Annotated in this window: 24 protein-coding genes and 1 riboswitch; of the genes, 9 read left to right on the top strand and 15 right to left on the bottom strand. The window is 72.0% G+C overall.

What is annotated here, in order from left to right; genetic code table 11:
* Together FLW16_RS32345 and FLW16_RS32340 are read left to right on the top strand one after the other, a co-directional pair.
* The gene (locus tag FLW16_RS32345) at positions 1-1,743 is read left to right on the top strand and encodes an ABC transporter ATP-binding protein (protein WP_142563928.1); all 1,743 of its coding nucleotides are present in this window, start codon (positions 1-3) and stop codon (positions 1,741-1,743) included.
* On the top strand, positions 1,740-3,584 hold the full coding sequence (locus FLW16_RS32340) for an ABC transporter ATP-binding protein (protein WP_142563927.1): 1,845 nt from the start codon (positions 1,740-1,742) through the stop codon (positions 3,582-3,584). The genes FLW16_RS32345 and FLW16_RS32340 overlap by 4 nt, the downstream gene beginning before the upstream one ends.
* Here FLW16_RS32340 and FLW16_RS32335 read toward each other — a convergent pair.
* From FLW16_RS32335 to FLW16_RS32305, 7 genes are all read right to left on the bottom strand, one after another.
* Positions 3,541-4,287: an SDR family NAD(P)-dependent oxidoreductase gene (locus FLW16_RS32335; protein WP_142563926.1), complete on the bottom strand. Its 747-nt coding sequence runs from the start codon at positions 4,285-4,287 to the stop codon at positions 3,541-3,543. The genes FLW16_RS32340 and FLW16_RS32335 overlap by 44 nt on opposite strands.
* A complete protein-coding gene (locus FLW16_RS32330; protein WP_142563925.1) occupies positions 4,287-5,768 on the bottom strand; it encodes an FAD-dependent oxidoreductase in 1,482 nt (493 codons plus the stop codon). The genes FLW16_RS32335 and FLW16_RS32330 overlap by 1 nt, the downstream gene beginning before the upstream one ends.
* Positions 5,769-5,779: 11 nt before the next feature.
* Positions 5,780-6,694, bottom strand: coding sequence for a VOC family protein (locus FLW16_RS32325; protein WP_142563924.1), 915 nt, complete (start codon positions 6,692-6,694; stop codon positions 5,780-5,782).
* A 134-nt stretch (positions 6,695-6,828) separates the two neighbouring features.
* Positions 6,829-7,167 carry a TraR/DksA family transcriptional regulator gene (locus FLW16_RS32320; protein WP_142563923.1) on the bottom strand — a complete coding sequence of 113 codons (339 nt, stop codon included), beginning with the start codon at positions 7,165-7,167 and terminating at the stop codon, positions 6,829-6,831.
* On the bottom strand, positions 7,154-7,936 hold the full coding sequence (locus FLW16_RS32315) for a rod shape-determining protein (protein ID WP_142563922.1): 783 nt from the start codon (positions 7,934-7,936) through the stop codon (positions 7,154-7,156). Before FLW16_RS32315 ends, FLW16_RS32320 begins: the two co-directional genes overlap by 14 nt.
* On the bottom strand, positions 7,933-8,301 hold the full coding sequence (locus FLW16_RS32310; RefSeq protein WP_142563921.1) for a TraR/DksA C4-type zinc finger protein: 369 nt from the start codon (positions 8,299-8,301) through the stop codon (positions 7,933-7,935). Before FLW16_RS32310 ends, FLW16_RS32315 begins: the two co-directional genes overlap by 4 nt.
* 336 nt (positions 8,302-8,637) lie before the next feature.
* Positions 8,638-9,009, bottom strand: coding sequence for a hypothetical protein (locus FLW16_RS32305; RefSeq protein WP_142563920.1), 372 nt, complete (start codon positions 9,007-9,009; stop codon positions 8,638-8,640).
* Positions 9,010-9,248: 239 nt separating this feature from the next.
* Here FLW16_RS32305 and FLW16_RS32300 point away from each other — a divergent pair, with 239 nt between their 5' ends.
* Both FLW16_RS32300 and secD read left to right on the top strand, forming a co-directional pair.
* Entirely contained in the window at positions 9,249-9,671 is a 423-nt protein-coding gene (locus tag FLW16_RS32300; protein ID WP_142563919.1) for a hypothetical protein, read from the top strand.
* Between the two features lie 33 nt (positions 9,672-9,704).
* Positions 9,705-11,951, top strand: coding sequence for a protein translocase subunit SecD (gene secD, locus FLW16_RS32295; RefSeq protein ID WP_142563918.1), 2,247 nt, complete (start codon positions 9,705-9,707; stop codon positions 11,949-11,951).
* Between the two features lie 84 nt (positions 11,952-12,035).
* On the opposite strand, the gene FLW16_RS32290 is transcribed toward secD, so the two are convergent.
* Positions 12,036-12,758, bottom strand: a complete 723-nt coding sequence (locus tag FLW16_RS32290; protein WP_142563917.1) for a glycoside hydrolase family 25 protein — start codon at positions 12,756-12,758, stop codon at positions 12,036-12,038.
* 11 nt (positions 12,759-12,769) lie between these two features.
* A riboswitch (cyclic di-AMP (ydaO/yuaA leader) is annotated at positions 12,770-12,915 on the bottom strand.
* A gap of 286 nt (positions 12,916-13,201) precedes the next feature.
* On the opposite strand from FLW16_RS32290, the gene uppS reads away from it, so the two are divergent.
* Together uppS and FLW16_RS32280 are read left to right on the top strand one after the other, a co-directional pair.
* Positions 13,202-13,927, top strand: a complete 726-nt coding sequence (gene uppS, locus FLW16_RS32285) for a polyprenyl diphosphate synthase (RefSeq protein WP_142563916.1) — start codon at positions 13,202-13,204, stop codon at positions 13,925-13,927.
* Entirely contained in the window at positions 13,924-15,387 is a 1,464-nt protein-coding gene (locus tag FLW16_RS32280; protein WP_142563915.1) for an oxygenase MpaB family protein, read from the top strand. Before uppS ends, FLW16_RS32280 begins: the two co-directional genes overlap by 4 nt.
* A 45-nt stretch (positions 15,388-15,432) precedes the next feature.
* Here FLW16_RS32280 and FLW16_RS32275 read toward each other — a convergent pair whose 3' ends face one another.
* The 7 genes from FLW16_RS32275 to FLW16_RS32245 all read right to left on the bottom strand — a co-directional run bounded on the left by FLW16_RS32275 (position 15,433) and on the right by FLW16_RS32245 (position 23,091).
* Complete coding sequence (locus FLW16_RS32275; protein ID WP_142563914.1) at positions 15,433-16,617, bottom strand: acyl-CoA dehydrogenase family protein; 1,185 nt, start codon at positions 16,615-16,617, stop codon at positions 15,433-15,435.
* Between the two features lie 8 nt (positions 16,618-16,625).
* A complete protein-coding gene (gene dmpG / locus FLW16_RS32270) occupies positions 16,626-17,648 on the bottom strand; it encodes a 4-hydroxy-2-oxovalerate aldolase (RefSeq protein WP_142563913.1) in 1,023 nt (340 codons plus the stop codon).
* Between the two features lie 11 nt (positions 17,649-17,659).
* Complete coding sequence (locus tag FLW16_RS32265; RefSeq protein WP_142563912.1) at positions 17,660-18,553, bottom strand: acetaldehyde dehydrogenase (acetylating); 894 nt, start codon at positions 18,551-18,553, stop codon at positions 17,660-17,662.
* A 19-nt stretch (positions 18,554-18,572) separates the two neighbouring features.
* Positions 18,573-19,358, bottom strand: a complete 786-nt coding sequence (locus FLW16_RS32260) for a 2-keto-4-pentenoate hydratase (protein ID WP_142563911.1) — start codon at positions 19,356-19,358, stop codon at positions 18,573-18,575.
* 132 nt (positions 19,359-19,490) lie between these two features.
* Entirely contained in the window at positions 19,491-20,603 is a 1,113-nt protein-coding gene (locus FLW16_RS46035) for a ferredoxin--NADP reductase (protein ID WP_312847170.1), read from the bottom strand.
* On the bottom strand, positions 20,555-22,228 hold the full coding sequence (locus tag FLW16_RS32250) for an FAD-binding protein (RefSeq protein WP_260615811.1): 1,674 nt from the start codon (positions 22,226-22,228) through the stop codon (positions 20,555-20,557). Before FLW16_RS32250 ends, FLW16_RS46035 begins: the two co-directional genes overlap by 49 nt.
* Positions 22,225-23,091: an alpha/beta fold hydrolase gene (locus FLW16_RS32245; RefSeq protein WP_142563909.1), complete on the bottom strand. Its 867-nt coding sequence runs from the start codon at positions 23,089-23,091 to the stop codon at positions 22,225-22,227. Before FLW16_RS32245 ends, FLW16_RS32250 begins: the two co-directional genes overlap by 4 nt.
* Before the next feature lie 236 nt (positions 23,092-23,327).
* Between FLW16_RS32245 and FLW16_RS32240 the strand changes: the two genes are divergently transcribed.
* From FLW16_RS32240 to FLW16_RS32230, 3 genes are all read left to right on the top strand, one after another.
* The gene (locus tag FLW16_RS32240) at positions 23,328-23,900 is read left to right on the top strand and encodes a flavin reductase family protein (protein ID WP_142563908.1); all 573 of its coding nucleotides are present in this window, start codon (positions 23,328-23,330) and stop codon (positions 23,898-23,900) included.
* Between the two features lie 70 nt (positions 23,901-23,970).
* Entirely contained in the window at positions 23,971-24,351 is a 381-nt protein-coding gene (locus FLW16_RS32235) for a VOC family protein (RefSeq protein ID WP_142563907.1), read from the top strand.
* A gap of 112 nt (positions 24,352-24,463) precedes the next feature.
* A partial coding sequence (locus FLW16_RS32230; protein ID WP_221891393.1) for a hypothetical protein occupies positions 24,464-25,080 on the top strand: 617 nt, incomplete at its 3' end.

The raw sequence follows: 25,080 nt of genomic DNA, 5'->3' as shown, positions 1-25,080 counted from the left end.
ATGGGCTCCCTGCTCCGCTCCGGTCTGCGCTCCCGTCGCGGCGCCGTCGCCCTGATCGCCGTGCTCCAGATCGCCCAGGCGCTCGCCGCCCTCCTGCTGCCCACGTTCAACGCCACGCTCATCGACGACGGCGTGCTGCGCGGCGACACCGGGCTGATCCTGCGCCTGGGCGGCGTCATGGTGGCCGGGACGCTGGCACAGGTCCTGTGCTCGGCCGTGGTGGGCGCCCTCGCCGCCAGGACCGCCGCCGCAGTCGGTCACGAGCTGCGCGCGGCCGTCTACGCGAAGGTCCAGTCGTTCTCGTCTCGTGAGGTGGGCCGCTTCGGGGTGCCGTCCCTGATCACCCGCACGGTCGGCGACGTGCAGCAGGTGCAGACGCTGGTCTTCATGGGGCTGACCGGCCTGGCCGCCACGCCCATGATCTTCCTCGGCGGGGTGGTCATGGCGCTGCGGCAGGACCTGCGCCTGTCCACGCTGCTGCTGGTCGCGCTGCCCGCGCTGTCGGCCGTCCTGTGGGTGATCCTGCACCGGCTCACCCCGCTGTCGCAGGCGACGCAGCGCGGCGTCGACCAGGTCAACCGGCTGGTGCGCGAGCAGATCGCCGGGGTCCGGGTCGTCCGGGCGTTCGCCGCGGAGGACCGCGAACGCGCCAGGTTCGCCGAGGCCAACGGCGCGCTGACGGGCTTCGCCGTACGCGCCGCGCGGCTGACGGCCGTGATGTATCCCGCCGGGATGCTGATCGGCAACCTGTGCGGCGTGGCGGTGGTCTGGTATGGCGGGCACCTCGTCGACGACGGCCTCACCCAGGTGGGCTCGCTGGTGGCGTTCCTCAACTATCTGGCCGTGATCCTGGGGTCCGCCCTGCTCGCGACCTTCACCGTCCTGGCCGCGCCGCGCGCCCGGGTCTCCGCCCTCCGGGTGCGCGAGGTGCTGGAGACCGGGACGGAACCCGACGCGTCGCCGGCCGGCGCCGATCGGACCGGGCGGGGCCGGACGTGGAAGGGCGAGGTGGAGGTCCGCGACGCGCACATGCGCTATCCGGGGGCCGAAGATCCGGTGCTGCGGGGCGTGAACCTCCTCGTCCGCCCCGGCGAGACCGTCGCGATCGTCGGCTCCACCGGCTCGGGCAAGACGACCCTGCTCAACCTCGTGGCCCGGCTGCTCGACCCGACCGGCGGGCGGGTGCTCCTCGACGGGACGGACGTCGCGTCGCTGCCCCCGGAGGAGCCGGCCGGCGTCGTCGGGCTGGTGCCGCAACGACCGCACCTGTTCTCCGGCACCATCGCCGGCAACCTCAGGTACGGCAGGCCCGAGGCGACGGACGCCGAGCTGTGGCACGCGCTGGAGGTCGCGCAGGCGCGCGACTTCGTGGAGGCGCTGCCGGAGGGCCTGGACACGCCGCTCGGGCAGGGGGGCGCGTCGCTGTCCGGCGGCCAGCGGCAGCGCCTGACGGTGGCGCGGGCCCTGGTCGCCCGTCCCCGGGTGCTGCTGCTCGACGACCCGTTCTCCGCGCTCGACCCGATCACCGAGCGGGCGCTCGCCGACGCGCTGGCGCGGGAGACCCGCGACGTCGCCGTCGTCCTGGTCGCCCAGCGGATCTCCTCGACCCGGCACGCCGACCGGCTGGTGGTGCTCGACGAGGGCCGCGTCGCCGGGTCGGGAACCCACGAGGAGCTGATGGCCTCGTGCCCCGCCTACCGCGAGATCGTGTTCTCCCAGACAGGCCAGGAGGTGGCCGCATGACAGCCCGGAATCGAGGCGGCGTCCGGCGTCTGCTGGAGACCGCCCGCCCCGAACTCCCGCTCGCCGTGGCCGCCCTGGTCTGCGCGGCAGCGGCCGTGGCCCTGACCGTGGCGGTTCCCCGGCTGCTCGGCGCGGCCACCGACCTGGTGCTGTCGGCCGTGTCCGGGCACCGCCGGGTGGACTTCGCCGCGACAGGCCGGGTCCTGCTGGGCGCCCTCGCCTGCTACCTGGCCGCGTTCCTCCTCTCCTTCGCCCAGCAGCGGACGACCGCGACCATCGCGCAGCGGCTGGTCTTCCGGCTGCGGGAGCGGACCCAGGCCAAGCTCGCGCGGCTGCCGCTGGCCTACTTCGACGGGCGGCAGCGGGGCGACGTGCTCTCACGCGCCACCAACGACGTCGACAACATCGGCCAGACGCTGCAGCAGGTGCTGAGCGTGGCGGTCACCGCGCTGCTCACGCTCGTCGGCGTGCTGGTGATGATGGTGTGGACCTCGCCGCTGCTCGCCCTGGTCTCGGTCGTCATGGTGCCGCTGTCCGTCGTGGCGGCCAGGGCGGTCGGCAGGCGGGCCCAGCCGAGGTTCGCCGAGCAGTTCGCCGCCACGGGCCGGCTCAACGCCCACATCGAGGAGACCTACACCGGACACGCCCTGGTCAGGGTCTTCGGCCGGCGGCGCCAGGCCGTACGGGAGTTCGGCGAGCGCAACGACGCGGTGTTCCGCGCGGGGTTCCGGGCGCAGCTGCTGTCCAGCCTGATCGGCCCGTCGATGTCGCTCGTCATGAACCTCAACTACGTGCTCGTCGCGGTGATCGGCGGCCTGCGGGTGGCGACCGGCGCGCTGTCGGTCGGCGACGTGCAGGCGTTCATCCAGTACTGCCTGCAGTTCGGGCAGCCGGTCAACCAGGTCACGTCGATGTCCACCCTCCTGCAGTCGGTGCTCGCCTCCGCCGGGCGGATCTTCGAGCTGCTCGACGAGGACGAGGAGGAGCCCGTCGCCGACCCCGTCCACCTTCCGGCCATGGCCACCGGGCGGGTGACGTTCGAGACCGTCTCGTTCCGGTACGCGCCGGATCGTCCCCTCATCGAGGACCTGTCCCTGGTCGCGGAGCCGGGGCAGACCGTCGCGATCGTCGGCCCGACGGGCGCGGGCAAGACCACGCTGATCAACCTGCTCATGCGCTTCTACGACGTCACGGGCGGGCGGATCACCGTGGACGGGGTGGACATCGCCCGGGTGCCCAGGCAGGAGCTGCGCGCCAGGATCGGCATGGTGCTGCAGGACACCTGGCTGCGGCACGGCACGATCGCCGACAACATCGCGTACGGCGCCGGCGACGTGCCGCGCGAGCGGATCGTCGAGGTGGCCAGGGCCACCGGCGTCGACCACCTCGTGCGCACGCTGCCCGACGGGTACGACACGGTGGTCGACGACGACGGCGAAGGACTGAGCGCGGGCGAGCGCCAGCTCGTCACCATCGCCCGCGCGTTCCTGGCCGATCCCCCGATCCTGGTGCTCGACGAGGCCACCAGCGCGCTCGACACCCGTACGGAAGTGCTGGTGCAGCGGGCCATGACCTCGCTGCGGGCCGGGCGCACCGGGTTCGTCATCGCACACCGGCTGTCGACCATCAGGAACGCCGACCTGATCCTCGTGATGGACGACGGGCGGATCGTCGAGCAGGGCACGCACGACGAGCTGCTGGCGGCGGATGGCGCATACGCCCGGCTGTACCGTTCCCAGCTCACCGGGGCGCGACTCTCCGGGGGCCGGGCCGCAGCGCCGGACCCGGCGCCGGCGGTCAGCTGTGCGAGCCGCCGTCCACCCGGACCTCGACGCCGTTGAGGTAGGCGCCGTCCGCCGAGGCCACGTACGCGATGGTCCCGGCGATGTCCTCCGGGCGGCCCGGCCTGCCCCAGAGGGGATAGGTGCGCGCGTACCAGGACGTGTCGACGCCGGCGAACGTCTCCCGGTCGGCGGTCAGCGGCGTGGCGACCCCGCCGAGCGAGACCGGGACGACGCGGATCCTGCGCGACGCCAGCTCGGCGGCGAGGCTGATCGAGAACGACAGCAGCGCCCCCTTGGACGCGGCGTAGCCGGTCATCCACGGGTGCGCCTTCGTCGCCGCCGTCGAGGTGACGTTCACGATGACCCCGGTGCGGTCCGGGACGTGGGGCAGCACCTCCCGGCAGAACACGACAGGCGCGAACACGTTGATCGCGAAGATGTCCCGGTAGTCGTCGAGCCGCACCGACTCCATCGGGGTCACCCGCAGCACTCCGGCGACGTTGGCCAGCACGTCCACCCGGCCGAGGCGGGCGACGGCCGCGGCGGCGGCCGACGCCACCGCCGTCTCCTCCGCCAGGTCCGCCCCATGGGGGATGAACCGGTCCGTCCCCGCGAGCTTGCCGGTCTCCGCGAGCCCGTCCTCGTCCCGGTCCACCGCGAACACCGTGGCGCCCTCGGCCAGCAGCCGTACGGCGGTCGCCCGCCCGATGCCCGACGCCGCCCCGGTGAGCAGTACGTTCTTGCCGTCGAACCGGTTCATCACGCCTCCTTGGCTACTGCGCGGCCGGCGCGGCGGCCGAAGAAGGTGCCGTCGCCGAGAGAGGTGCCGCTGACGTATCCCTCGCCGTGGATGCCGGAGGAGGCGCGTCCCGCGGCGTACAGGCCGGGGATCGGCCGGCCGGACTGGTTCAGCACCTCGCCGTCCACGGTCGTGCGCAGGCCGCCGAGCGTGAAGCCGGCGGCGCCGGTCCCCCTGCCCGCGCTGTCGCGGTCGCCCATGCCGAATCCCAGGCGCGGATCGGCGGCGGCGAACGGGCCCTTCAGCGGGCGCAGCCACTTCGGGTCCTTGTGGAAGTAGGGGTCCTCGCCGCGCTCGGCGTGCCGGTTGTACACCGCGACGGTGTCCTCCAGCGCGCCCGGCGGCATGCCGAGAGACTCCTCCAGCTCGGCGAGGGTCTCGGCCACGAAGACCGGGCGCACGCCCCACAGGTCCCGCGCGGGGATGTCCTCGTAGCCCTCCTCGTCGATGATCGCCCAGTACGGCCCGGGCTGGTGCCGTACGGCGGCGACGCTGAACAGGCCGGGATAGACGTCCTCGTTGATGAAGCGCCGGCCGAGCCCGTTGACGAGCATGCCGCGCACCAGCATCGCGGGCAGCGCGGTCATCGCGATCTCGACCTCGCCCATGCGGCGGGTGGCCGCGCCGAGGGCGGTGGCCATGCGGATGCCGCCGCCGTCGTCCAGGCCGTCGCTGACCTTGCCGTGCCCGAGCAGCACGGGGGCGTGGTCGGCGAGCATCTCCTCGTTGTCGACGAACCCGCCGGTGGTCAGCACCACTCCCCTGCGGGCGCGGTAGGTCACCTGCTCGCCGTACCGGCGGGCCACGACCCCGGCGACCCGGCCGTCGCCGTCGACCACGAGGTTGGTGGCGCGGGTGTCGGCGTGGCAGGCGGCTCCGGCCGTCCCCGCCGCCTCCACCAGCTTCTCCATCAGCAGCCGGCCGCCCCAGCTCTCGACGGCGGGGCGGTGGCCGCGCGGCACCGGCCGCGCGACGGTGGTGTACGGCCAGGCGTTCTCCCCCAGCCACATCAGGCCGTCGGTCGTCGGCGGCATCCAGCTCGGCGCGTCGAACAACGACTCGTTGAACGGCACGCCCCTGGCCCGGAACCACTCGAAGTGCTCGACACTCCCCTCGCAGTAGAGCCGCAGCTTCTCCTCGTCGGCGTGCGGGCCGAGCGCCGCCGCGAGGTAGGCGAACATGTTGTCCGGGTCGTCCTCGAAGCCGCAGGCCCGCTGGACCGCGGTGCCGCCGCCGAGGTACAGCTCGCCGCCGGACATCGCGGACGAGCCGCCCGGCCCGCCCGCGCGCTCCAGCACCAGCACGTCCGCCCCCGCCGTTGCGGCCTCGTACGCGGCGGCCGCGCCGGCGCAGCCGAAACCGACGACGAGCACGTCGCACTCGTGGTCGAACGCGGCGACGGAGGCCGCGGGCACGGGCTCGACCGACGGCCGGGGAGTCATCGGCGGCTCGCTCACTTCTTCGGCACGAAGGTGGCCAGCGGCTCGGAGCCCGACCAGTCGTGGCCCCAGTAGCTGTCGGCGGTGATCTCCTCGGCCGTGTAGTACGTCTCGTCGACGAGCATGCCCTCGGTGCCGTACTCGATGTCCCAGCCGCCAGGGGCCCTGACATAGAAGGAGACCATCTTGTCGTTGGTGTGCCGGCCGAGGGTGGAGGAGATCGAGAAGCCCGACTTGCGCACCCGGTCGAGCGCCATGCCCACCGCGTCCAGACTGTCCACCTCGACCATCAGGTGCACCAGGCCCGGGTCGCCTGCGTAGCCGGCCGGGCAGACCGCGAGGCTGTGGTGGCGCTGGTTGACGCCCATGAAGCGCACCCGGCGGTACGGCGGCTTCCCGCCGCCCAGCTTGATGGCGCCCCGGGGCAGGAAGCCGAGCACCTCGGTGTAGAAGGAGACGGTCTCGTCCATCGCGGTGGTCGGCACCACGACGTGGCCCATCCCCTGAGCGCCGGTCACGAAGCGCTGGCCCAGGCCGGTCACGACCGGGCTGTGGTCGAGCACGGGGCCGAAGAACACCTCGACGGGAACGCCCGCGGGGTCGGTGAAGGCGATGACCGCCTCGGCGTCGCGCTCGGCGGACTCCTTCTCCGACAGCACCTTCACCGGCGTGCCTGACGCCTCGACGGCACGACCGACGGCGGCGAGCGCGAACTGGTCGCGCACCTCCCAGCCGACCGCGAGCACCCGGTCGGTGTCGCCGGGCAGCACGATGAGGCGCGCACGGCGCTCGTCCATGCGCAGGTACAGACCGTCCGGATCCGGACCGGACCCCTCGGCGAAGCCGAGCCCGTCGATGAGGAGTTCGCGCCAGCGCCCGATGTCACGCGTCTGGACCTTGAGGTAGCCGAGTCCTCGGATCTGCGTCACTTGTGCTCAATCCAATCTGCCGGTCGGGGGGCCGAGCGTCGATCCCCACCGTGACAGACCCCGCGCCCCGCCGCCCCGCCCCTCCCGCTGAGTGAGAGTCCCCGGCGGGCGGTGGCGGAGCGGGCGCACCGGCGTCAGCGGGCCTCGTGGCGCCGCTGGCAGGCGATGCAGTAACGGGCCAGGGGCCGGATCTTCAGCCGGCCGAACGGGATGATCGCGGCGCAGTCGGCGCACCGGCCGTAGCTTCCCTCCTCGATCCGCTCCAGCGCCTTGCGCAGCTCGGCGACCGCCCGCTCGGTGGCGGCGACGTCGGCGAGCAGGGCGAGCCTGGCGGTGTCGTCGTTGCCGCCGTCGACGGCGGCCCGCAGGTCACGCAGCTGCAGCTCACGCCACTGGAGCTGCTCCTCCAGGTCGGCGCGCATCGCCTGCGTCTGCGGCTCGCTGATGGCGGTGAACTCGTCACTGGTGGTCATCGTCGACGTCCTTTCGTCCGATGGCAGAGGTGCCGGGAGTGCGGTGCTCGACCGTGGACAGCAGGCAGGCCAATCCTCTGACGGTCGCGTTGGCGGGATCGGCCGCGGGGCTGACGGTGATCCGCAGCTCAGCGCAGAGCTTGCGGGCCAGCTCCGGGTCGCGGGCGCCGCCGCCCGTGATCAGCAGGCCCTGCTGCCGGGTGGTCGCCCGCAGGGCGGCGGGAATGCGCGCGATCAGGTCGGCGACCATCGCCACGACGCGTTCCCGCGCGTACGGCGGGCAGCCGGTGCCCTCCGCCGGGTCGCCCACCGCGACCTGCACGGCGCCCGCGTCGGCGATCTCGCCGGCGCGGATGACGACGGCCTCGGCGATGCCCGCCCCCGCGTCGAGCAGGAGCCGGGGCCGCGGATCGGCGATGTCCACGCCGCAGCCGACCGCCGCGGCCAGCGGCTCCTCGACGATCGTCACCCGGCAGCGGGCGGCGCTGCTGACCGCCGCGTACGCGGCCCGCCGGTCCAGTCGCGAGGCCGCCACGGGCACGCCGACCAGGACGCGTTCCAGCGGCGGGTGCCGCTCGGACACGGCGTCGCCCAGCGCCGTGCGGACCAGCCGGGCGCATCCCGGCATGTCGGCGACCATGCCGTGCCGCACCGGCCACCGGCGCGCCCCCGGATCGCCGCACTCCGACGGTCGCTCCTTGATCGCCGTGCTGCCGGACAGCAGCAGCCGGGTCCGCGCGGTGCCAAGATCGAGGGCCAGGACCGTCATGCCGTCAACCGGGTCTCGCCGGCGCAGGAGGCGCACTGCTGCACGTGCGGCGCGAGCCGGAGCCGGTCGAGCGGCAGGAACGCCTCACATCGGGTGCAGGTGCCGTAGAGGCCCCGATCCATCCGCTCCAGCGCCGCCTCGATCGCGGCGACGTCGAGACGCGCCTGCCGTACGCGCGCGGCGGACGGGCGGGTCCGGGCGGCGGACGGCGCCACGTCGTACGTGTCGTACGGGTCGCGCAGCCGGTCCAGCTCGGCCCGCGCGGCGTGGAGCCGCTCCTCGAGCAGCATGCGCAGCTCGGACAGCTGCGTCGTGTACCGCCGGCACTCCTCCATGAGGAGGCGCGGCGACCTGATCTCTGCCATAAGCGGCATCACTCCAGGTGAGGGATGAGGTCGGCGCGCGAGCACGCGCGCCACCGACGCACCGATGCCGGTGCGCGAGACGAGTACGCGGGCGGGCCCGCGTGTGGTGGTGGTCGAAGCGCTCGGAGGGCGGCCCGGGCGCGCGCCACGACGCCGGGGCGCGACGCGGCCGGGGCGGTATGGCGGGGTGCGGGTGCGCGAAAGCGGGCACCGCGTCAGCGGTCACGTCGCCGATCGCCCGACGCGCCGGGCCGGCGTGGCCGGGGACGGGTCAGGCGCGCGACGACGAGGACCGGGACGGTGCCGCGGTTCCGGCGCGCTCCGAGCGGGCTCGGGTCACACGGACTGTGGTGGGCTGCGCGAGCCGGCGGTGCGATGCCCGGTCTGTTGCGGGCTGAGGACGATGTCCTCGTGGTGCCGGGCGTGCACCGGTGCGGAGACGGGAGCCGCCGGCGCGGCCGCCGCGTTGCGCGGCCGGGACGGGAACGGCAGGTGCTCGGGACCGGCGGCGCCCGACGGCAGGGTCGCCGACTGCGGCGTCCACGCCCCCGGCGTCCACACCTCGGCGGCGGCCTGCGGCGTGCGCTGGGCGGGATCGCCGCCATACCAGGCGGGCGTGGAGGCGACCAGCGCGAGGGCAAGCATCAGCAGGCCCACCACCAACGTGAAGGCGGTGGACCCGCACGTGCCACGTCGTGAGGTCGCCATGAGACCGACCATAACCCACCTTCGCGAAACGGTCATCCGCGTTTCCCGTTGCCCGTTTCTCCCCATCGGTCCCTGCCCGATTTCCGCCATTCGTTGTGCGTACCCCGCATCCCGGAGCGGTTCCCGTCCGCCCGGGTGCGTTTTCCGTTCCCCCTTCGCCGCCGCGGCATGCGGCACCCGCGCGCGGAACTCGCTACGGTGGCCGGAAGACCGGGCTACGTGGGAGGGAGGGAAGACTCGTGCGACACAGGCTGACCGCCGCGCTGCTGCTCCTGCTGCACGCGATCTTCCTGACCTCCGGCGGCGTGCCGGCGTCCGCGTCCGCGCTGGATACGCCGTATCGCGCCGCCGGCATCCGCAGCGCCCATGTCAACGCCGGCCCTCACCTCGCCTGGTCTCCGGCCCGTGACGGCGCCAGGCTCACGGACACGCGGATCTGCCCTCCCGCGCACGCGACGCGGCCGTCCCAGGGCGACCTGCCCCGGGTCCAGGCGGGCACGGGCGGCCCCGGGGCGTCCGGCGGGCCGGTCGTGCTGCCCAACCCCGCGGCGCCGCGCGGCGGCACCCGGGTCACCCGGGCCGGGCCGTACCACGACGGCCCGCCCGCCCAGTGCCCGCGCCGGGCCGCCACGGCCCGCGCTCCTCCCTCCACCGCGTACTGAGACCTTTCCCACTCGTACGCCTGTGGAGGCTTCATGTCCCGTGCGCCCCTGTGGCGCGCGGTGGCGGCGCTCGCCGTCATCGCGACCTCACTTCTGCTCGCCCTCACCATGGCCCCGCGCCTCGGCCTCGACCTGCGCGGCGGCACCCAGCTCGTCTTCGAGACGAAGGACTCCCCCACGGTCAAGGCGGACGCCGACGCCACCGACCGTGCCCTCGACGTGCTCCGGCGCAGGGCGGACGCCCTGGGAGTCGTCGATCCCACCCTGGTCCGCTCCGGCGAAAGGCGGATCATCGTCGAACTGCCCGGCGTGCTCGATCCGCGCGAGGCCGCCGCGGTCATCGGCAAGACCGCGCAGCTCAACTTCCACCCGGTGCTCGGTCCCGCCGATGACGGCGACAAGGACGCGGTCGCCGACGAGAGCGGCCAGAGGCTGAAGCTCGGCCCGGTCGCCCTCAGCGGGGCGGGCGTCACCGACGCCGCCGCGCGCAGCGACCCCCAGATGGGGCCCGGCTGGTTCGTCACGATCGACTTCAAAGAGCCCGGCCCCTGGCGGGAGCTGACCGGGAAGGCGGCCTGCGCGCCGGTGGGCGACCACAAGCGCCGCGTCGCCATCGTCCTCGACAACGAGATCATCTCCTCGCCGCAGGTGTCCGACTCGGTGGCCTGCGACGCGGGGATCCCCGGCGGCACCACGCAGATCACCGGGTCGTTCACCCCGCAGGAGGCGCAGAACCTCGCGGTGCTGATCAAGGGCGGCTCGCTTCCCGTGCCGCTGGATCTGGTCGAGCAGCGGACGGTCGGCCCGACCCTCGGCGCCGACGCCATCGCGGCGAGCGCCAAGGCCGGCGTCGTCGGGGTGATCCTGACCGCGGTGTTCATCGGCGTCGTCTACCGGCTGGTGGGCGTGCTGGCCGCGGTCGCGCTCGCCTGCTACGGCCTGATCTCGTACGCCGGGCTCGTGGCAATGGGAGCAACGCTCACGCTGCCCGGCCTGGCCGGGTTCGTCCTGGCGATCGGCATGGCGGTGGACGCCAACGTGCTGGTCTTCGAACGGGCCAGGGAGGAGTACGGCGAGGCGCCCCGCCGGGGCCTCAGGGCGGCCCTCGACCGCGGCTTCAAGAACGCCTGGAGTGCGATCGCCGACTCCAACATCACCACCCTGCTCGCCGCGGGGCTGCTGTTCTGGCTCGCCTCCGGGCCGGTGAAGGGCTTCGGCGTGACGCTGGCCATCGGCGTGCTCGCCTCGCTGGTCTCGGCGATGCTGATCACCCGGGTGCTCACCGCCGCCCTGATCGACAGGATCGGCCCCCGGGCGTCCGGCATCGGCTCGATCGGCCGGGTCAGGACCTGGCTGACCCGGCGCGACCCGGACCTGATGCGCGGCAGGCGGCTGTGGCTCGCCGTAGCGGCCGGGCTGCTCGTGCTGGCGGGTGCCGGGCTGGTCACGCGTGGGCTCGATTACGGCGTCGAGTTCACCGGCGGCCGGATCGTGGAGTTCGGCACGAGCAGGCCGGTCGACGTCGCCACGGCGAGGCAGGCGGTGGCGGACGCCGGCTTCCCCTCGGCCGTCGTGCAGCGGTCGGACGACGCGATCTCGGTACGTACCGGGCAGATCAGCGCGGACGACGTGGTCCGCATGGAGGAGGCGCTGGACCGGCGCGTGGGAGAGGTCACCAAGCAGCGTGACGAGCTCATCGGGCCGAGTCTCGGCGAGGAGCTGCGCCGCAACGCGCTCATCGCGCTCGCCGTCGCGCTCGCCGCGCAGCTCGTCTACCTGGCGTTCCGGTTCCGGTGGACGTTCGGCACGGCGGCCGTGGCGGCGCTGTTCGTGGACGCGGCCGTCGTCGTCGGAGCGTTCGCCTGGATGGGCAAGCCGATCGACGGAGTGTTCCTGGCCGCGATGCTCACGATCATCGGTTATTCGGTCAACGACAAGGTCGTGCTCTTCGACCGGGTGCGCGAGCTGTGGCCGGTGCGGCGCGGGGAGCCGTTCGGCCGGGTGGTGAACACCGCGATCCTGCAGACCGTGCCGCGCACGGTCAACACCGGGCTCGGTGCGCTGTTCATCCTTGCGGCGCTGGCGGTGTTCGGCGGCGACTCGCTGCGCGACTTCGCCGTCGCCCTGCTGATCGGCATCATCGTGGGGACGCTGTCGTCGTCGTTCGTGGCCGGACCGGCAGCGATCGCGCTGGAGAGGCGCACCAGCAAGCCGCCACCGGTTCCCGCCGCCCCGCGTGCCAGGCCCGCGCGGCGCGACGGCTCCGGCGCGGTGGTCTGACCGACCTGGTCGGCCGGCATGGGCCCCGGGGTGGGACGCCGGGTGGGACGCCGGGTGGGACGCCCCGCCCCGGGGCCCGTGCGGCTACGGCCGGCCGAGCGCGCGCAACTGGGCGGGCGTCAGCGCGGAGACGTTCTGGTCGATGGGCGAGTCGGTGTACTGGTGGATCGCCCAGGACTTCCAGTCGGCGGGCGGCGTGATGTCGCCAGGGGCCTTGCTGTAGTGGGCCACCCACAGGGGGTACTGGCCGAGGCCGTGGCCGTACTCGTCGGCGAAGTTCCAGCCGCTGTAGAACATCGGCCTGGTGCCGGTCTTGGCCGTCACGTACTCCAGCCAGGTCTTGGCCCACTTGTTGACGTGCTCGACGGACTCGCCGTCGGTGGCCTCCAGGTCGAGGACCAGGATGTCGCCGGGCTTGCTCGGCTGCGCGTTCACGACCTTGAGGAAGTGGTCGGCCTCGGCGATGGGGTCGTTGGAGGGATGGCCGAAGTGGTAGACGCCGCGGACGATGCCCTTCTTGGCCAGTTCCCGCCAGTGGCGGGGGAAGGACGAGTCGACCCAGGAGGTCCCCTCGGTGGCCTTGATGAAGCCGAACTGCGCGCGGCTGTTCATCCAGTCGTGGTCGGCCTCGTAGCCGGAGACGTCCTGGCCGTACGTGTGCGGGTTCGCGTAGGCCGGGGCGGGCAGGACGACGGCCGCCGTGACGGTGGCGGTGACGGCCGAGGCCGCGAGGGTCGCCGCCGCGAGGGCGGAGCGCAGGCGCCGGCGGGAGGGCCGGCTCCCGGGGGAGAGCCGATGGCTGGACATGCGGGGTTGACTCCTTGCTTCCATGCCGCCTACCGGGTTAGCTGACGGGTTCGGGCAGGAAGTGCCCTACGGGCGCATCTGGGGGCCTGCGCGCCGATTCACCCCGAAGAGAGTGGGTCCCCGGCTCCACATGACGCGGATTCGGCGGCCGCGCGATCATCGCGCGGTCCGGGCAACGCCACGGCAAGGGATATGACGGCGGAAGTCTGCCGGTACCCAGGCCGTGTGCCCTAAAGGTACACACACCACCAGAATGGTGTAAACAGGACAAAACATGTCTTTACCTGGACAGATAACGCCCCGAGCCACCCCGGCCTGGCAAGTAAGGGCCGTGAATACCAACGGTTAGTGTTCGCCGCGTCACATTCTGTGAAAGAGTCCGTCCCCGGAGGGATTCACTTGGGGGTCTGCGTCGTGGTCGCGATGTCGTCGGGGCGGGTGGGGTGAGAGGCATCCCTCGTCACGTCGCCTGTGTCATGGACGGGAACGGCCGCTGGGCCGCGCAGCGGTCGCTGCCCCGCACCGAGGGGCATCGGGCGGCCGAGGCCGCGGTGATCGATGTCATCGAGGCGGCCCACACGGCCGGTGTCGAGTGGTTGAGCCTGTACGCCTTCTCCACAGAGAACTGGCGGCGCCCGGCGGCCGAGGTCGACGTCCTGCTGCGACTGGTGCGGCGCGCCGTCCGCAAGCACGCCCTGTCACTGCACGCACGCGGGATCCGCTGCCGGTTCCTCGGGGTCACCGACCCACGGATCCCGCCCGCGCTGGCCCGGGACATCGCCGACCTGATGGCGCTGACCCGCGACAACCGCCGGATGACGTTGACGGTGGCGTTCGATCACGGCGGTCGCCGCGACATCGTCGAGGCCGCCCGGTCGCTGATCCGCGACGGGGTGCCGCCCGAGCAGGTCACCGAGGAGAGTTTCGCCCGCCGTCTGCCCCACCCCGACATGCCGGAGGTGGACCTGGTCATCCGCACCTCCGGAGAACAGCGGATCTCCAACTTCATGCTCTGGCAGGTGGCGTACGCCGAATGGGTCTTCCCCCGGGTGCTGTGGCCGGACTTCCGGGCCGGGCACTTCTGGGAATGCCTGGAGGTCTACCGACGGCGCGACCGCCGGTTCGGCGCCGTACAGGCACCGGCCCCGACAGGAAAGGGATGTCAATGAGCGACGCCGCAGCCGCCGGAACCGACGCCGATCCGCTCGGCCCGGGATCGATGCTCCACGAGTTGACCCGGCAGACGCGCTGGGGGCTGGTGGCGACCCGCGCCATCGTCCTGGAGGCCGCGCACCCGCAGATCGGCGCCGCGCTGATCACCAACTCGACCTTCGTCGCGCACCCGTGGCGTCGGCTGCGCAACACCGTGCTCAGCGCCCAGCGGATGGTCGACCCCGACACGCGGGTGCGGCAGCGGGAGGCGGCCCGGCTCAACCGCCTGCACGCGCGCATCACCGGCACCGACGCCGAGGGCCGCCCGTTCAACGCCGCGGATTCCGAGGCACGCGCCTGGGTGGTGGCGACGCTGTTCGAGTCCACGGTCACGATGTGCCGGTTGAGCGGCGAGTCTCTTGACGGCCCCGCCTTGGACCGGCTGTACGCCGAGTTCCAGTCGTTCCTCGCCCTGATGGACCCCTACGGCGGCAAGCTTCCGCCCACGCTGCGGGAGTTCTGGCGCTACTACGCGTCCGTCGTCGAGGAGCGGCTGGAGAACACCGAAGCGGTCCACGTCATCCTCGATCGCCTGTTCGCGCAGGTGCCCGCTCCCCCGCTGCTCCGCGACCGGCCGGCCGTGTGGGCGGCGGGCAGGGCGCTCGCCGGTCCCGCCGCCACCGCGATCGTCGTGGCGTCGCTGCCCGAGTCGCTCCGCGCCCGCCTGGGGCTCGCCGAGGTGCCGGGCACGCGCACGCTGATGCACGCCGCCTACCTGTCCACCCGGCTCGCGACCCGGGTGCTGCCGGAGGCGTGGACGCGGCTCGACACGGTCATGACCATGCTCGACCCGGCGTACGCCCCGCAGCGGAACGGCGACGCGCTGACCGGGCTGGGCGCGCTGACCGGGCTACGCCGTGGTGTGTCGAAAGCGGGGGCGCTCCTGCGCCTCCTCACGCCCGACCCCGAACCGGCGACCGCCGGCGACTCGACGGTGCGCTCCGCCTCGCGGTTCTTCTCCGAAGTCCTGGACCAGACCGGCGACGGCCACCTCGACTGGCCCGACCTCGCCGCGATGGCCAGGGAGATCGCCACCCGCCTCGACCTGGACACCCAGGACGAGGACCGCCTGTTCGCCGCCTTCGCCGACTGGTGGCGCGAGCTGCAGAAAGAGCTGGACACCGACGGCGACGGACGCATCACCGGCCACGAGTACGCCACGGCCGCCGCCGCCATGGCCGGCTCCGCCCTCATCAGGATCGCCGAGGTCCTGTTCGACGTCACCGACACCGACGACGACCAGGTCATCGACGCGCGGGAGTACCAGGCTCTGTTCCGCACGGCGTTCGACCACGACCCGGGCGTCGGCGACGCCGGCGAGCGGCTGACCCGGGGCGAGTTCGTCCGCCGGTTCCTGAGCTTCATGGCGGGCCGCCGGCACTCCGGCGTCTACGACCAGATGTTCGCCCAGTCCTGACGGCATCGCCTCCGGCACGCTCGCCGGCGCGAGGCGCGACAGACGTCAGATCATCGAGCGCATCGGCCCGTGCGGCGGTTCGATGCCGAGCTGCGTCAGCGCGGACACGTGGAAGACCGAGCCGGGCACATGGATCGCGTGGGCCAGCCCGACGTGGGCGTCCCGCCAGAAGCGCTGGATCGGGTTGTCCACGCGCATCGCGTTGCCGCCCGACCGCGCCACGATCTCGTCCATGGCGCGCACCGCGCGCCAGGCCGCCTGGACCTGGGTACGGCGGCCCACGGCCCGCTCGTCGAAGGTCACCTCGCGGCCGGAGGCCACGATGTCGTACATCCGCGAGGCGTTGTCGAGCAGGGCCGCCCGCGCCGCCGCGATCTCGGCGGCCGCCTCGCTGATCGCGTACAGGACGTACGGGTCGTCCTTGATCCTGGTGCCGGTGATCTGCACACGGCCCTTCTGGTACGCCATGTGGTGCGCGAGCGCGCCCTCGGCGATTCCGATGACCGAGGCGGTGATGCCGAGCGGGAACGCCGCGGAGAACGGCAGGTGGTAGAGCGGGTTGGTCAGCCCGGCCTCCTTGGCCTGGCTGCCGTCCACGACCTTGTTGTACGGGATGACCCGGTAGTCGGGGACGAACGCGTCCCTGACGATGATGTCCTTGCTGCCGGTGCCGCGCAGTCCCACGACGTTCCAGGAGTCCTCGACGATCTCGTAGTCGGACCTGGGCAGGATGAGGTGCAGCGAGGCCGGCGGCTGGGCCATCTTGCCCTCGGCGTCGCCGAGCATGCCGCCGAGGAAGATCCAGTCGCAGTGGTCGGTGCCCGAGGAGAACTGCCAGCGGCCGTTGAAGATGTAGCCCCCGTCGACCGGCCGGGCGATGCCCATCGGCGCGTACGGCGAGGCGATCCAGGTGTCCTGGTTCTCGCCCCAGATCTCCTGCTGGACGCGGGGGTCGGCGAACGCCATCTCCCAGGGGTGCACGCCCACGACGCCCGCCACCCAGCCGGTCGACCCGTCGAGGCCGGCGATCTTCATGATCGTCTCGGCGTAGTCGCGGGGGTGGAACTCGAAGCCGCCGTGGGTCTTCGGCTGGAGCATCCGGATGACGCCGGCCTCCCGCAGCACCTTGGCCGTCTGGTCGTCCAGCCGGCACAGCGCCTCGTTGGAGGGGCCGAGCGCGCTGATCTCGTCGGCGCGCTGTGTGATCGCTTCGAGTACCGGGTTGGCCATGGCTTTTCTCACTTCTTCGCCGCGAGGGCGACCGCGATTTCGATGAGCTGGTCTTCCTGTCCGCCGATGAGCTTGCGGCGGCCGGCCTCCACGAGGATCTCGGCGCCGGACACGCCGTATTTCCTCGCCTGACGGTCGGCGTGCTTGAGGAAGCTGGAGTAGACGCCCGCGTAGCCCATCGTCAGGGTCAGCCGGTCGAGCAGGCACTCACCGTCCATGATCGGACGGACCACGTCCTCCGCAGCGTCGATGATCTTGAGGGTGTCGATGCCGGTGCGGATGCCGAGCTTGTCGGTGACGGCCGCGAAGGCCTCCAGCGGCGTGTTGCCGGCGCCGGCGCCGAACCGCCGCACCGAGCCGTCGATCTGCTTCGCCCCGGCCCGTACGGCGAGGATCGAGTTGGCCACCCCGAGCCCGAGGTTCTCGTGGCCGTGGAAGCCGACCTGGGCGTCGTCCCCCAGCTCGGCCACGAGCGCGGCGATCCTCTCGGTCGTCTGCTCCATGATCAGCGCCCCGGCCGAGTCGACGACGTACACGCACTGGCAGCCGGCGTCGGCCATGATCCGGGCCTGCTCGGCCAGGACCTCCGGCGGCCGGCTGTGCGACATCATCAGGAACCCGACCGTCTCCAGACCGAGCTCCCTGGCCAGCCCGAAGTGCTGGATCGAGACGTCGGCCTCGGTGCAGTGGGTGGCGATCCTGCAGATGCTCGCGCCGTTGTCGGCCGCCTCGCGGATGTCGTCCTTGACGCCGACACCGGGCAGCATCAGGAACGCGATCTTCGCGCGCTTGGCCGTGGCCACCGCCGCCTTGATCAGCTCCTGCTCCGGGGTGTGGCTGAATCCGTAGTTGAACGACGAGCCGCCGAGGCCGTCGCCGTGCGTCACCTCGATGACCGGCACGCCCGCGTCGTCCAGCGCGGCCACGATCGACCGCACGTGCTCGACGGTGAACTGGTGCTGCTTGGCGTGCGAGCCGTCCCGCAGACACGAGTCGGTGACCCTGATGTCGAGGTCGGCGCTGTAGGGCATGGTCGATCTCCTTATGCGTGGATGCGCTGCGCGAAGCCCTCGCCGACCTTGGTGGCGGCGGCCGTCATGATGTCGAGGTTGCCGGAGTAGGGCGGCAGGAAGTCGCCCGCGCCCTCGACCTCGACGAACACCGCGACGCGGGCGAGCCCGCCGCTGACCGCCGTCGGGTCGTCGAATTGGGGCTCGGTCCGCAGCCGGTATCCGGGCACGTACGACGCGACATCGGCGGCGACCTCCTTGATCGAGGCCGCGACGGCGTCCCGGTCGGCGTCGACGGGAATCGAGCAGAAGATCGTGTCCTGCATGAGCATCGGCGGCTCGGCCGGGTTGAGGATGATGATGGCCTTGCCCTTCGCGGCGCCGCCGATCGTCTCGATGCCGCGCGCGGTCGTCTTGGTGAACTCGTCGATGTTGGCGCGGGTGCCGGGACCGGCCGACGGAGAGGCCACGCTGGCCACGATCTCCGCGTACGCGACCTCGGTGACCCGCGAGACGGCGTGGACGATCGGGATCGTCGCCTGGCCGCCGCAGGTGATCAGGCTGACGTTCGGGGCGTCGAGGTGGGCACCGAGGTTGACGGCGGGCACCACGGCGGGCCCGAGCGCGGCCGGGGTCAGGTCGACCGCCTGGATGCCCAGCTCGCGGTATTTCGGCGCGTTCTCCCTGTGCACGTACGCCGAGGTCGCCTCGAAGACGATGCCGGGCCGCTCGTCCTGCGCCAGAAGCCAGTCCACGCCCTCGGCCGAGGTGATCAGCCCATTGTCTGCGGCCCGCTTCAGCCCGGGGCTGTCGGGGTCCACGCCGATCATCCAGCGCGGCTCGATGTGCGCCGAGCGCAGCAGCTTGTACATCAGGTCGGTCCCGATGTTGCCCGAGCCGACGATCGCGGCGGTCGCCTTACTCATGGAAGTCCTCTTATCCGGATTATTCGAAGCGAGCGGACACGGAGCCGAGCCCGGCGAACTCGGCGCGGAAGACGTCGCCGGGGCGCACGTCCACGGCCCTGGTGCAGGACCCGGGGAGGACGACGTGCCCGGCCTCGAGCTTGACCCCGAACGAGGCGACCTTCCTGGCCAGCCAGGCCACGGCGGTGGTGGGGTTCCCGAGCACCGCGCTGGTGTTGCCCCGCGCGATCTCCGTGTCCCCGGAGTACAGCACGGCCTCGATGTCGGCCAGGTCCATCCCCTTCGGGCTCACCCTGGCGTCGCCGAGGATCACCCCGGCGGAGGACGCGTTGTCGGCGATGGTGTCGGCCAGGCGGATCCGCCAGTCCGTGATGCGGCTGTCGATCAGCTCGATGCTCGGCACGACGTACTCGGTCGCGGCGAGCACATCCTCCTCGGTGCAGTCCTCGCCGGGCAGGCTCGCTCCGAGCACGTAGCCGATCTCGACCTCGACCCGGGGGTAGCAGTATCGCCCCGTTTCGATCGGCTCGTCCTGCGCCAGCACCATGTCGTCGAGCAGGTGGCCGTAGTCGGGCTCGTCCACGCCCATCATCCGCTGCATCACCGGGGAGGACAGCCCCACCTTGTGCCCGTACACGCGGGCCCCGGCCGCCAGGCGCCCGCGGATGTTCGCGAGCTGGATCTCGTAGGCGTCCACCACGTCGATGTCCGGGTAGGTGCCGGTCAGCGGCTCGATCGGCGCCCGGTCCCGCTCGGCCGCCCGCAGCCGCCCGGCCGCGTCCGCCCGCAGCGCCTCGTTCAGCATCGGGGTCCTCCCTCGTGTCCTACTGATGGTCAAAGGGTCGCGTCACGGCCGCCGTGCCGCCCGGCCGTCTCCCGCTGAGTGGGAGCCGGTCTGCTCCGGCACCGGCGCCGGAGGCGCCGAAACCGACATGGCTCAGGCGTCGTAGGTGACCTTGAGCCGGCCGCTCAGCGGGATCGCCTGGCAGGCCAGGATCAGACCGTCGGCGAGGTCCTGCCTGTCGAGCACCGTGTTGTGCTCCAGCTCGACCTCGCCCTCCAGCAGCACGCACGCGCACGCGCTGCACGAGCCCTCGCGGCAGGAGTACGGCGCGTCCAGCCCGGCCTGCAGCAGCACGTCGAGCAGCTTGTTGCCTCGCGGCCAGGCCAGGGTCCGCGTCTCGCCGTCGAGTTCGACCTCGACCGTGCCGGCGGGACCCGCCGAGTCGAGCACCACTTCGGTCTCCGCGAACGGGTCGGTGGTCAGCGACTCGAACTTCTCGACGTGGACGCGCTCCGGCGGCGTCCCCTGCCGGGTCAGGACCTCGACGGCCAGATCCATGAACGGCCCGGGGCCGCAGACGAACGCCTGCCGCCCGGCGTACGGCCGGGTCAGGCCGGCCAGGCCCGCCGCGGTCGGCAGGCCCTGCACCGACTCCAGCCAGTGGATGACCGTCAGCCGGTCGCCGTGCTCGGCGGCCAGCGCGACCAGCTCGTCCCGGAAGATCACCGAGCTCTCGTCCCGGTTGGCGTAGACGAGCACGACCGCGCCGGTCCCGCCGCGCAGGCACGACTTGAGTATCGACATCACCGGCGTGACGCCGCTGCCGCCCGCGAGCAGCAGCAGGTCCTCGTCGAGCGAGGCGGGGGTGAACAGTCCCGAGGGCCGCAGCACCTCCAGCACGTCGCCCTCCGCGACGTTGTCGCAGATCCAGTTGGACCCGTAGCCGCCCCGGGTGCGCTTCACCGTCACCTTCAGCTTGTCGTCGCACACCGGTGAACTGCTGAGCGAGTAGCAGCGCGCCGCACCCTCGGGCCGCGTGGTGGGCACCCGAATCGTCAGGAATTGTCCGGGTTTGTAGGCGAGCCTGGCCGCGTCTCCCCCGGCGGGTTCCAGCACGAGCGAGTGGGCGTCGGCGGTCTCGCGGATCACCTCCACCACCCGCACCCTGAGTGGTCCCGGCTGCGTCGTCTCGGCCGCAGTCGCCTCTGCCACCGCGGTCACGTCCTGGCCGTGCTCGTCGTACGCGCCCGCAGGGCCGCCTGGCACGCGGCGATGTAGCCGAAGACGATGGACGGGCCGATCGTGGCCCCCGGGCCGGCGTACTCGTTGCCCATCACCGACGCCGAGGTGTTGCCCGTGGCGTACAGGCCCTCGATGGGCGCGCCGTCTGCCCGCAGCACCCGGCTGTGCTCGTCGCACACCAGGCCGCCCTTGGTGCCGAGGTCGCCGACCTCGATGCGGAACGCGTAGTAGGGCGCCTTGTCGATCACGTCGATGTTGGGGTTCTTCAGCGTGGGATCGCCGTAGTAGCGGTCGTAGGCGCTGTCTCCCCGGCCGAAGTCCAGGTCCTTGCCCGTGCGGGCGAAGCCGTTGAAGCGCTCGACGGTCTCGGCCAGGGCGTTCGCCGGAACGCCGATCTTCCCCGCCAGTTCGGCGATCGTGCCGGCCCGGAACGCGATGCCCTGGTCGTAGAACTCCTGGGGAATCGGCATGCCCGGCAGGATCTGCGCGAACGGATAACGCGCCCGCGCCTTGGCGTCCATCACGAACCAGGCCGGGACGTGCCCGCCGGCCAGTTGCTCGTGCACGAAGTTCACGTACGGCGCGGACTCGTTGGTGAACCGCCGCCCGTCCCCCGACACGATGACCGACGGCGGGATGCACCGCTCGGACACCAGCGGGATCGTCGCCCCCGCCGGATGCCGTACGGCCGGCATCCACCAGGCGTCGTCCATCAGGTCGAGGGCGGCACCGACGCGCTCACCGGCCAGGATGCCGTCACCGGTGTTCTCCCTGGCGCCCATGCCGAAGTCGGGCTTTGCGCCCTCCGGCAGATACCTCTCACGCAACTGCGCGTTGTGGTCGAAGCCGCCGGTCGCCAGGAGCACGCCGTACCGGCCGCGGACGCGGATCGTCGTGCCCTCGCGCCGGGCCACGATGCCGGTGACCACCCCGTCGTCGTCGGTGACGAGGTCGGTCATCGGCGTCTTCAGCCACAGCGGGACGCCCGCGTCCTTGAGCGCCATCCGCAGCCGCGCGACCAGGGCGCGCCCGCCGGTGGCCATGTGACGGCGGCGGATCACGTTCGACGACACCCGCCAGGCCGCGACGACCGAGGCCCAGCGGCCGCGCCAGGTGCGCTTGACCATGGCCAGGTCGTGATAGTCCTTCGCGGTGATCCACAGGCCGAGCGGGCCCTTCATGCTGTTCGGCCGCTGGTACTTCTCGTCCTCGCCCAGCTTGCGGGTGTCGAACGGCAGGGCCTCGATCGACCGGCCGAGCGGCCGGCCGCCCTCGTACTCCGGGTGGTAGTCGGCGTAGCCCTTCACCCAGAAGAACCGCATCCACCTGCTCTTCTCGAGCAACTCCATCGCCGCCGGGCCGTTGTCGACGTACGCGTCGAGCCTGGCGGCCGGGACGCGGCCCTCGGTCAGCAGGTCGAGGTAGCGGCGGATCGACTCACGGCTGTCGTCGTGCCCCCTCGCCCGCAGGGTCGGGTTGTTGGGGATCCAGATCCCGCCGCCGGAGATGCCGGTGCTGCCGCCGAACTTGGCACCCTTCTCGACCACGACGCACGACAGCCCGCTGTCGTGCGCGGTCAGCGCGGCGGCCATGCCTCCGCCGCCGCTGCCGACGATGACGAGGTCGAACTCCTCATCCCAGGTGGTCACGGCTCGTCCTTCCTGGTGAGGAAGGCCAGCACGACGCTCTCCCATGCGGCTTTCTGCTCGATCATCACCCAGTGGCCGCAGTTGGGGAACACGTGGACCTCGACGTCAGGGATCGTCCGCATCGGCAGGAGCGCCATGTCGACGGGGCTGACCCGGTCGTCGCGGCCCCAGGTGATCAGCGTCCTGGCCTTCAGCTCGTGCAGCATGGCCCAGTAGGGCGGCGCGTCCGACTTCGCGGCGGCCTTCTGACCGGCGGCGAAGGCGGCCTTGCCGTACATCCGCCGCGCGGCGGCGAGCGTCTCCGGCTCGGTGGCCAGCGCCCAGCGCTCCTCGATCAGCTCCTCGGTGACGAGGGCCGGGTCGTACACCATGGAGTGCAGCCACTGGACGAGCCGCTCGCGGGTGGGCTCCTCGGTGAACTCCATCAGGAGCTTGATGCCCTCGCCCGGCGAGGGGCTGAAGATGTTGCGGCCTATGCCGCCGATGGTCACGAGGCGGCGGACCCGGTCGGGGTGGGCGAGCGCCACCTGCGTGCCCACGATCCCGCCCATCGAATTGCCGATCACGTCGACCTGCTGGAGCCCGAGCCCGTCGAGGAAGCGGATCACCGCGCCGTTCGCGGCCGCCATCGGATGCTGGTCGGTCGGGTCACTGACTCCGAATCCGGGGAATTCCAGCACCAGGCAGCGGAAGTGCTCGGCGAACGTCGCCAGGTTGCCGCGATAGTTGCGCCAGCCGGTGACCCCGGGGCCCGAGCCGTGCAGAAGCAGCAGCGGCGGGCCCTGTCCGGCCTCGTGGTAGCGCAGTACGCCCTGATCGGTCGCGAGTTCCCGCAGGGTCGACTCGTAGGTCAGCTCCGTCATCGTCCGTCCCGAATCGCAGGAGTGTCGGATTCCGTGACGCTAACTGGACAGACGCCGCGAACAGGGCGATCATCCCGATGAGCGAGACCGGGGCGGGCAGGCCCGGTGACCTGCTCGGACCGTGACCCCGCCCGTACGCGGCTTCCATTGACCGGGATCCCCATGCGATCCGCCCACGAGGGGGTTTGTAAGTTCGTTACCTGAGGCACCGACAGACACGCACGCGAGGTGAGTCCATGACCGCTGCACCCGCCGACCCCGAGTTCACCGAGGCGGCGCCGCCGACGCCGGCCGAGTTCCGGCGCGCGCTGGGCATGTTCGCGACCGGCGTGACCGTGGTCACGGGCCTCGACGACGGCGAACCGGTGGGCTTCGCCTGCCAGTCGTTCGCGTCGGTGTCCCTCGAACCGCCGCTGATCCTCTTCTGTGCCGACCACAAGGGCCGCGCCTGGCCGCGGATCAGGAAGTCGGGCCGCTTCTGCGTGAACGTCCTCGGTGAGGACCAGGTCGACCTCTGCGGCCGGTTCGGCTCCAGCAAGGGCGCCAAGTTCGCGGGACTCGACTGGGACCTTTCGCGCTGGGGCACTCCGGCGTTGCGGCAGGTGCTGCTGCGTGTCCACGGCGATGTGCGCGACGTGCACGTCGCCGGCGACCACGACGTGATCATCGGCCATGTGCGCGAGCTCGAGACCGTCGACATCGAGCAGCGTCCGATGCTGTTCTTCCGCGGCCGGTTCGGCGTGGAGCAGGACGACCAGGCGGCCGCTCTCGGCCCCAACCTGTGGGGCTGGGGCGACCACTGGGGCTGAGCAGCGGCCTGCCCCTCTGGTGAATCATCACGCCCGCCGCGGCCCGATCTTGCTGTCCTAGTGTGTGGGCATGCATCGGAGCCGCGTCTACGCCATTCTGATCGACTCCCCCGAGGACGAGGCCGGCGAGGCCGCGGCCTTCTGGTCCGCCGCCCTCGGCGTTCCCACCCGGGTCGATCCCGAGGAGCCGCAGTTCATCTCGCTGCACGAGGCGATTGCGGGGCTCACCGTCGCCGTACAGGCCATCGACGGCGCACCCCGATACCACCTGGACATCGAGACCGACGACGTCGAGGCCGAGACCGCACGGCTGACCGCTCTCGGCGCCACGCAGGTGGCGCGTTGGCTGGATTGCCATGTGCTGCGCGTACCCGGCGGCCAACTGGTCTGCGTCCTTCCCGTGGCGAGCGACCCGGATGTCTTCGCCGCAACCGCCAGGACCTGGCCCTGACCTCACCCTCGCCTCCCACCTGTAACTCCAGCTAATCGCTTCGTCCGGTTGCTCGACGACCTGCGGTGATGAGAAAATTCACACAGGTTTTCGAATTGACGGAGGGGGTGTAATGGATCTGTTCGATCTGGATCCTGATCGCCCTCGTCGTACGAATAAGACGGATGAGGGCTGGTGGGATCAGCTGACGGCCGATTCCCCGCTGTGGTCATCCGAAGGTTCGCTCGCCCGCGAGCATTTTCCGATCCTCGGCGACGCTGCCGGCACCACCGACCACAGCACCGGCAGCAGCACCGACAGCAGCACCGACAGCGGGCTCACGGGCGGCGAGGACACCAGCGACGGCGCGCCCGCCGCCGGTCGGGACAGCCGGGAGAAGGGCCGGTCGTCGTGGGTGCTGGTGGGTTCTCTTCGTGACTCGGCGCAGGCGTTGGCGTTGGCGCCGTTGCCGGACGATGCGGATATCTGTCTTGCTGAGGCTGAGGAGTTGCTGTTCGCGCGGGATCGGATCACGTGTGCGTTGGCGGATCGGGTGGGGCGGGTGCATGGTGCGGGGCAGGCCAAGCAGCATGGGCATGCCTCCACCCGTAGTTGGCTGCGCACCGCCGCGGGGATGAGCGTCGCGGGGGCTGGGCGTCTGCTGACCTTGGCGGTGGAGTTGGCGCGTCTGCCCCGGGTGCGGGAGAAGTTCGCTGAGGGTGGGTTGGCGGCGGGGGTGGTGGAGGCGAT

The organism is Microbispora sp. KK1-11 (assembly GCF_006874435.1).
GTDB classification, from domain to species: Bacteria; Actinomycetota; Actinomycetes; order Streptosporangiales; family Streptosporangiaceae; genus Microbispora; species Microbispora catharanthi.
This window is presented reverse-complemented; position numbering and strand designations above follow the sequence as displayed.

Bases quoted from the DNA above. Each gene is read 5' to 3' on its own strand.
- FLW16_RS32265 (WP_142563912.1), bottom strand. From the start codon at position 18,553: ATGAGTAAGGCGACCGCCGCGATCGTCGGCTCGGGCAACATCGGGACC.
- FLW16_RS32315 (WP_142563922.1), bottom strand. From the start codon at position 7,936: ATGACGGTCCTGGCCCTCGATCTTGGCACCGCGCGGACCCGGCTGCTG.
- FLW16_RS32320 (WP_142563923.1), bottom strand. From the start codon at position 7,167: ATGACCACCAGTGACGAGTTCACCGCCATCAGCGAGCCGCAGACGCAG.
- FLW16_RS32245 (WP_142563909.1), bottom strand. From the start codon at position 23,091: ATGACGGAGCTGACCTACGAGTCGACCCTGCGGGAACTCGCGACCGAT.
- FLW16_RS32335 (WP_142563926.1), bottom strand. From the start codon at position 4,287: ATGAACCGGTTCGACGGCAAGAACGTACTGCTCACCGGGGCGGCGTCG.
- FLW16_RS32345 (WP_142563928.1), top strand. From the start codon at position 1: ATGGGCTCCCTGCTCCGCTCCGGTCTGCGCTCCCGTCGCGGCGCCGTC.
- FLW16_RS32275 (WP_142563914.1), bottom strand. From the start codon at position 16,617: ATGGCCAACCCGGTACTCGAAGCGATCACACAGCGCGCCGACGAGATC.
- FLW16_RS32340 (WP_142563927.1), top strand. From the start codon at position 1,740: ATGACAGCCCGGAATCGAGGCGGCGTCCGGCGTCTGCTGGAGACCGCC.
- FLW16_RS32280 (WP_142563915.1), top strand. From the start codon at position 13,924: ATGAGCGACGCCGCAGCCGCCGGAACCGACGCCGATCCGCTCGGCCCG.
- FLW16_RS32290 (WP_142563917.1), bottom strand. From the start codon at position 12,758: ATGTCCAGCCATCGGCTCTCCCCCGGGAGCCGGCCCTCCCGCCGGCGC.
- secD (WP_142563918.1), top strand. From the start codon at position 9,705: ATGTCCCGTGCGCCCCTGTGGCGCGCGGTGGCGGCGCTCGCCGTCATC.
- FLW16_RS32305 (WP_142563920.1), bottom strand. From the start codon at position 9,009: ATGGCGACCTCACGACGTGGCACGTGCGGGTCCACCGCCTTCACGTTG.
- FLW16_RS32330 (WP_142563925.1), bottom strand. From the start codon at position 5,768: ATGACTCCCCGGCCGTCGGTCGAGCCCGTGCCCGCGGCCTCCGTCGCC.
- FLW16_RS32240 (WP_142563908.1), top strand. From the start codon at position 23,328: ATGACCGCTGCACCCGCCGACCCCGAGTTCACCGAGGCGGCGCCGCCG.
- FLW16_RS32260 (WP_142563911.1), bottom strand. From the start codon at position 19,358: ATGCTGAACGAGGCGCTGCGGGCGGACGCGGCCGGGCGGCTGCGGGCG.
- FLW16_RS32235 (WP_142563907.1), top strand. From the start codon at position 23,971: ATGCATCGGAGCCGCGTCTACGCCATTCTGATCGACTCCCCCGAGGAC.
- FLW16_RS32310 (WP_142563921.1), bottom strand. From the start codon at position 8,301: ATGGCAGAGATCAGGTCGCCGCGCCTCCTCATGGAGGAGTGCCGGCGG.
- dmpG (WP_142563913.1), bottom strand. From the start codon at position 17,648: ATGCCCTACAGCGCCGACCTCGACATCAGGGTCACCGACTCGTGTCTG.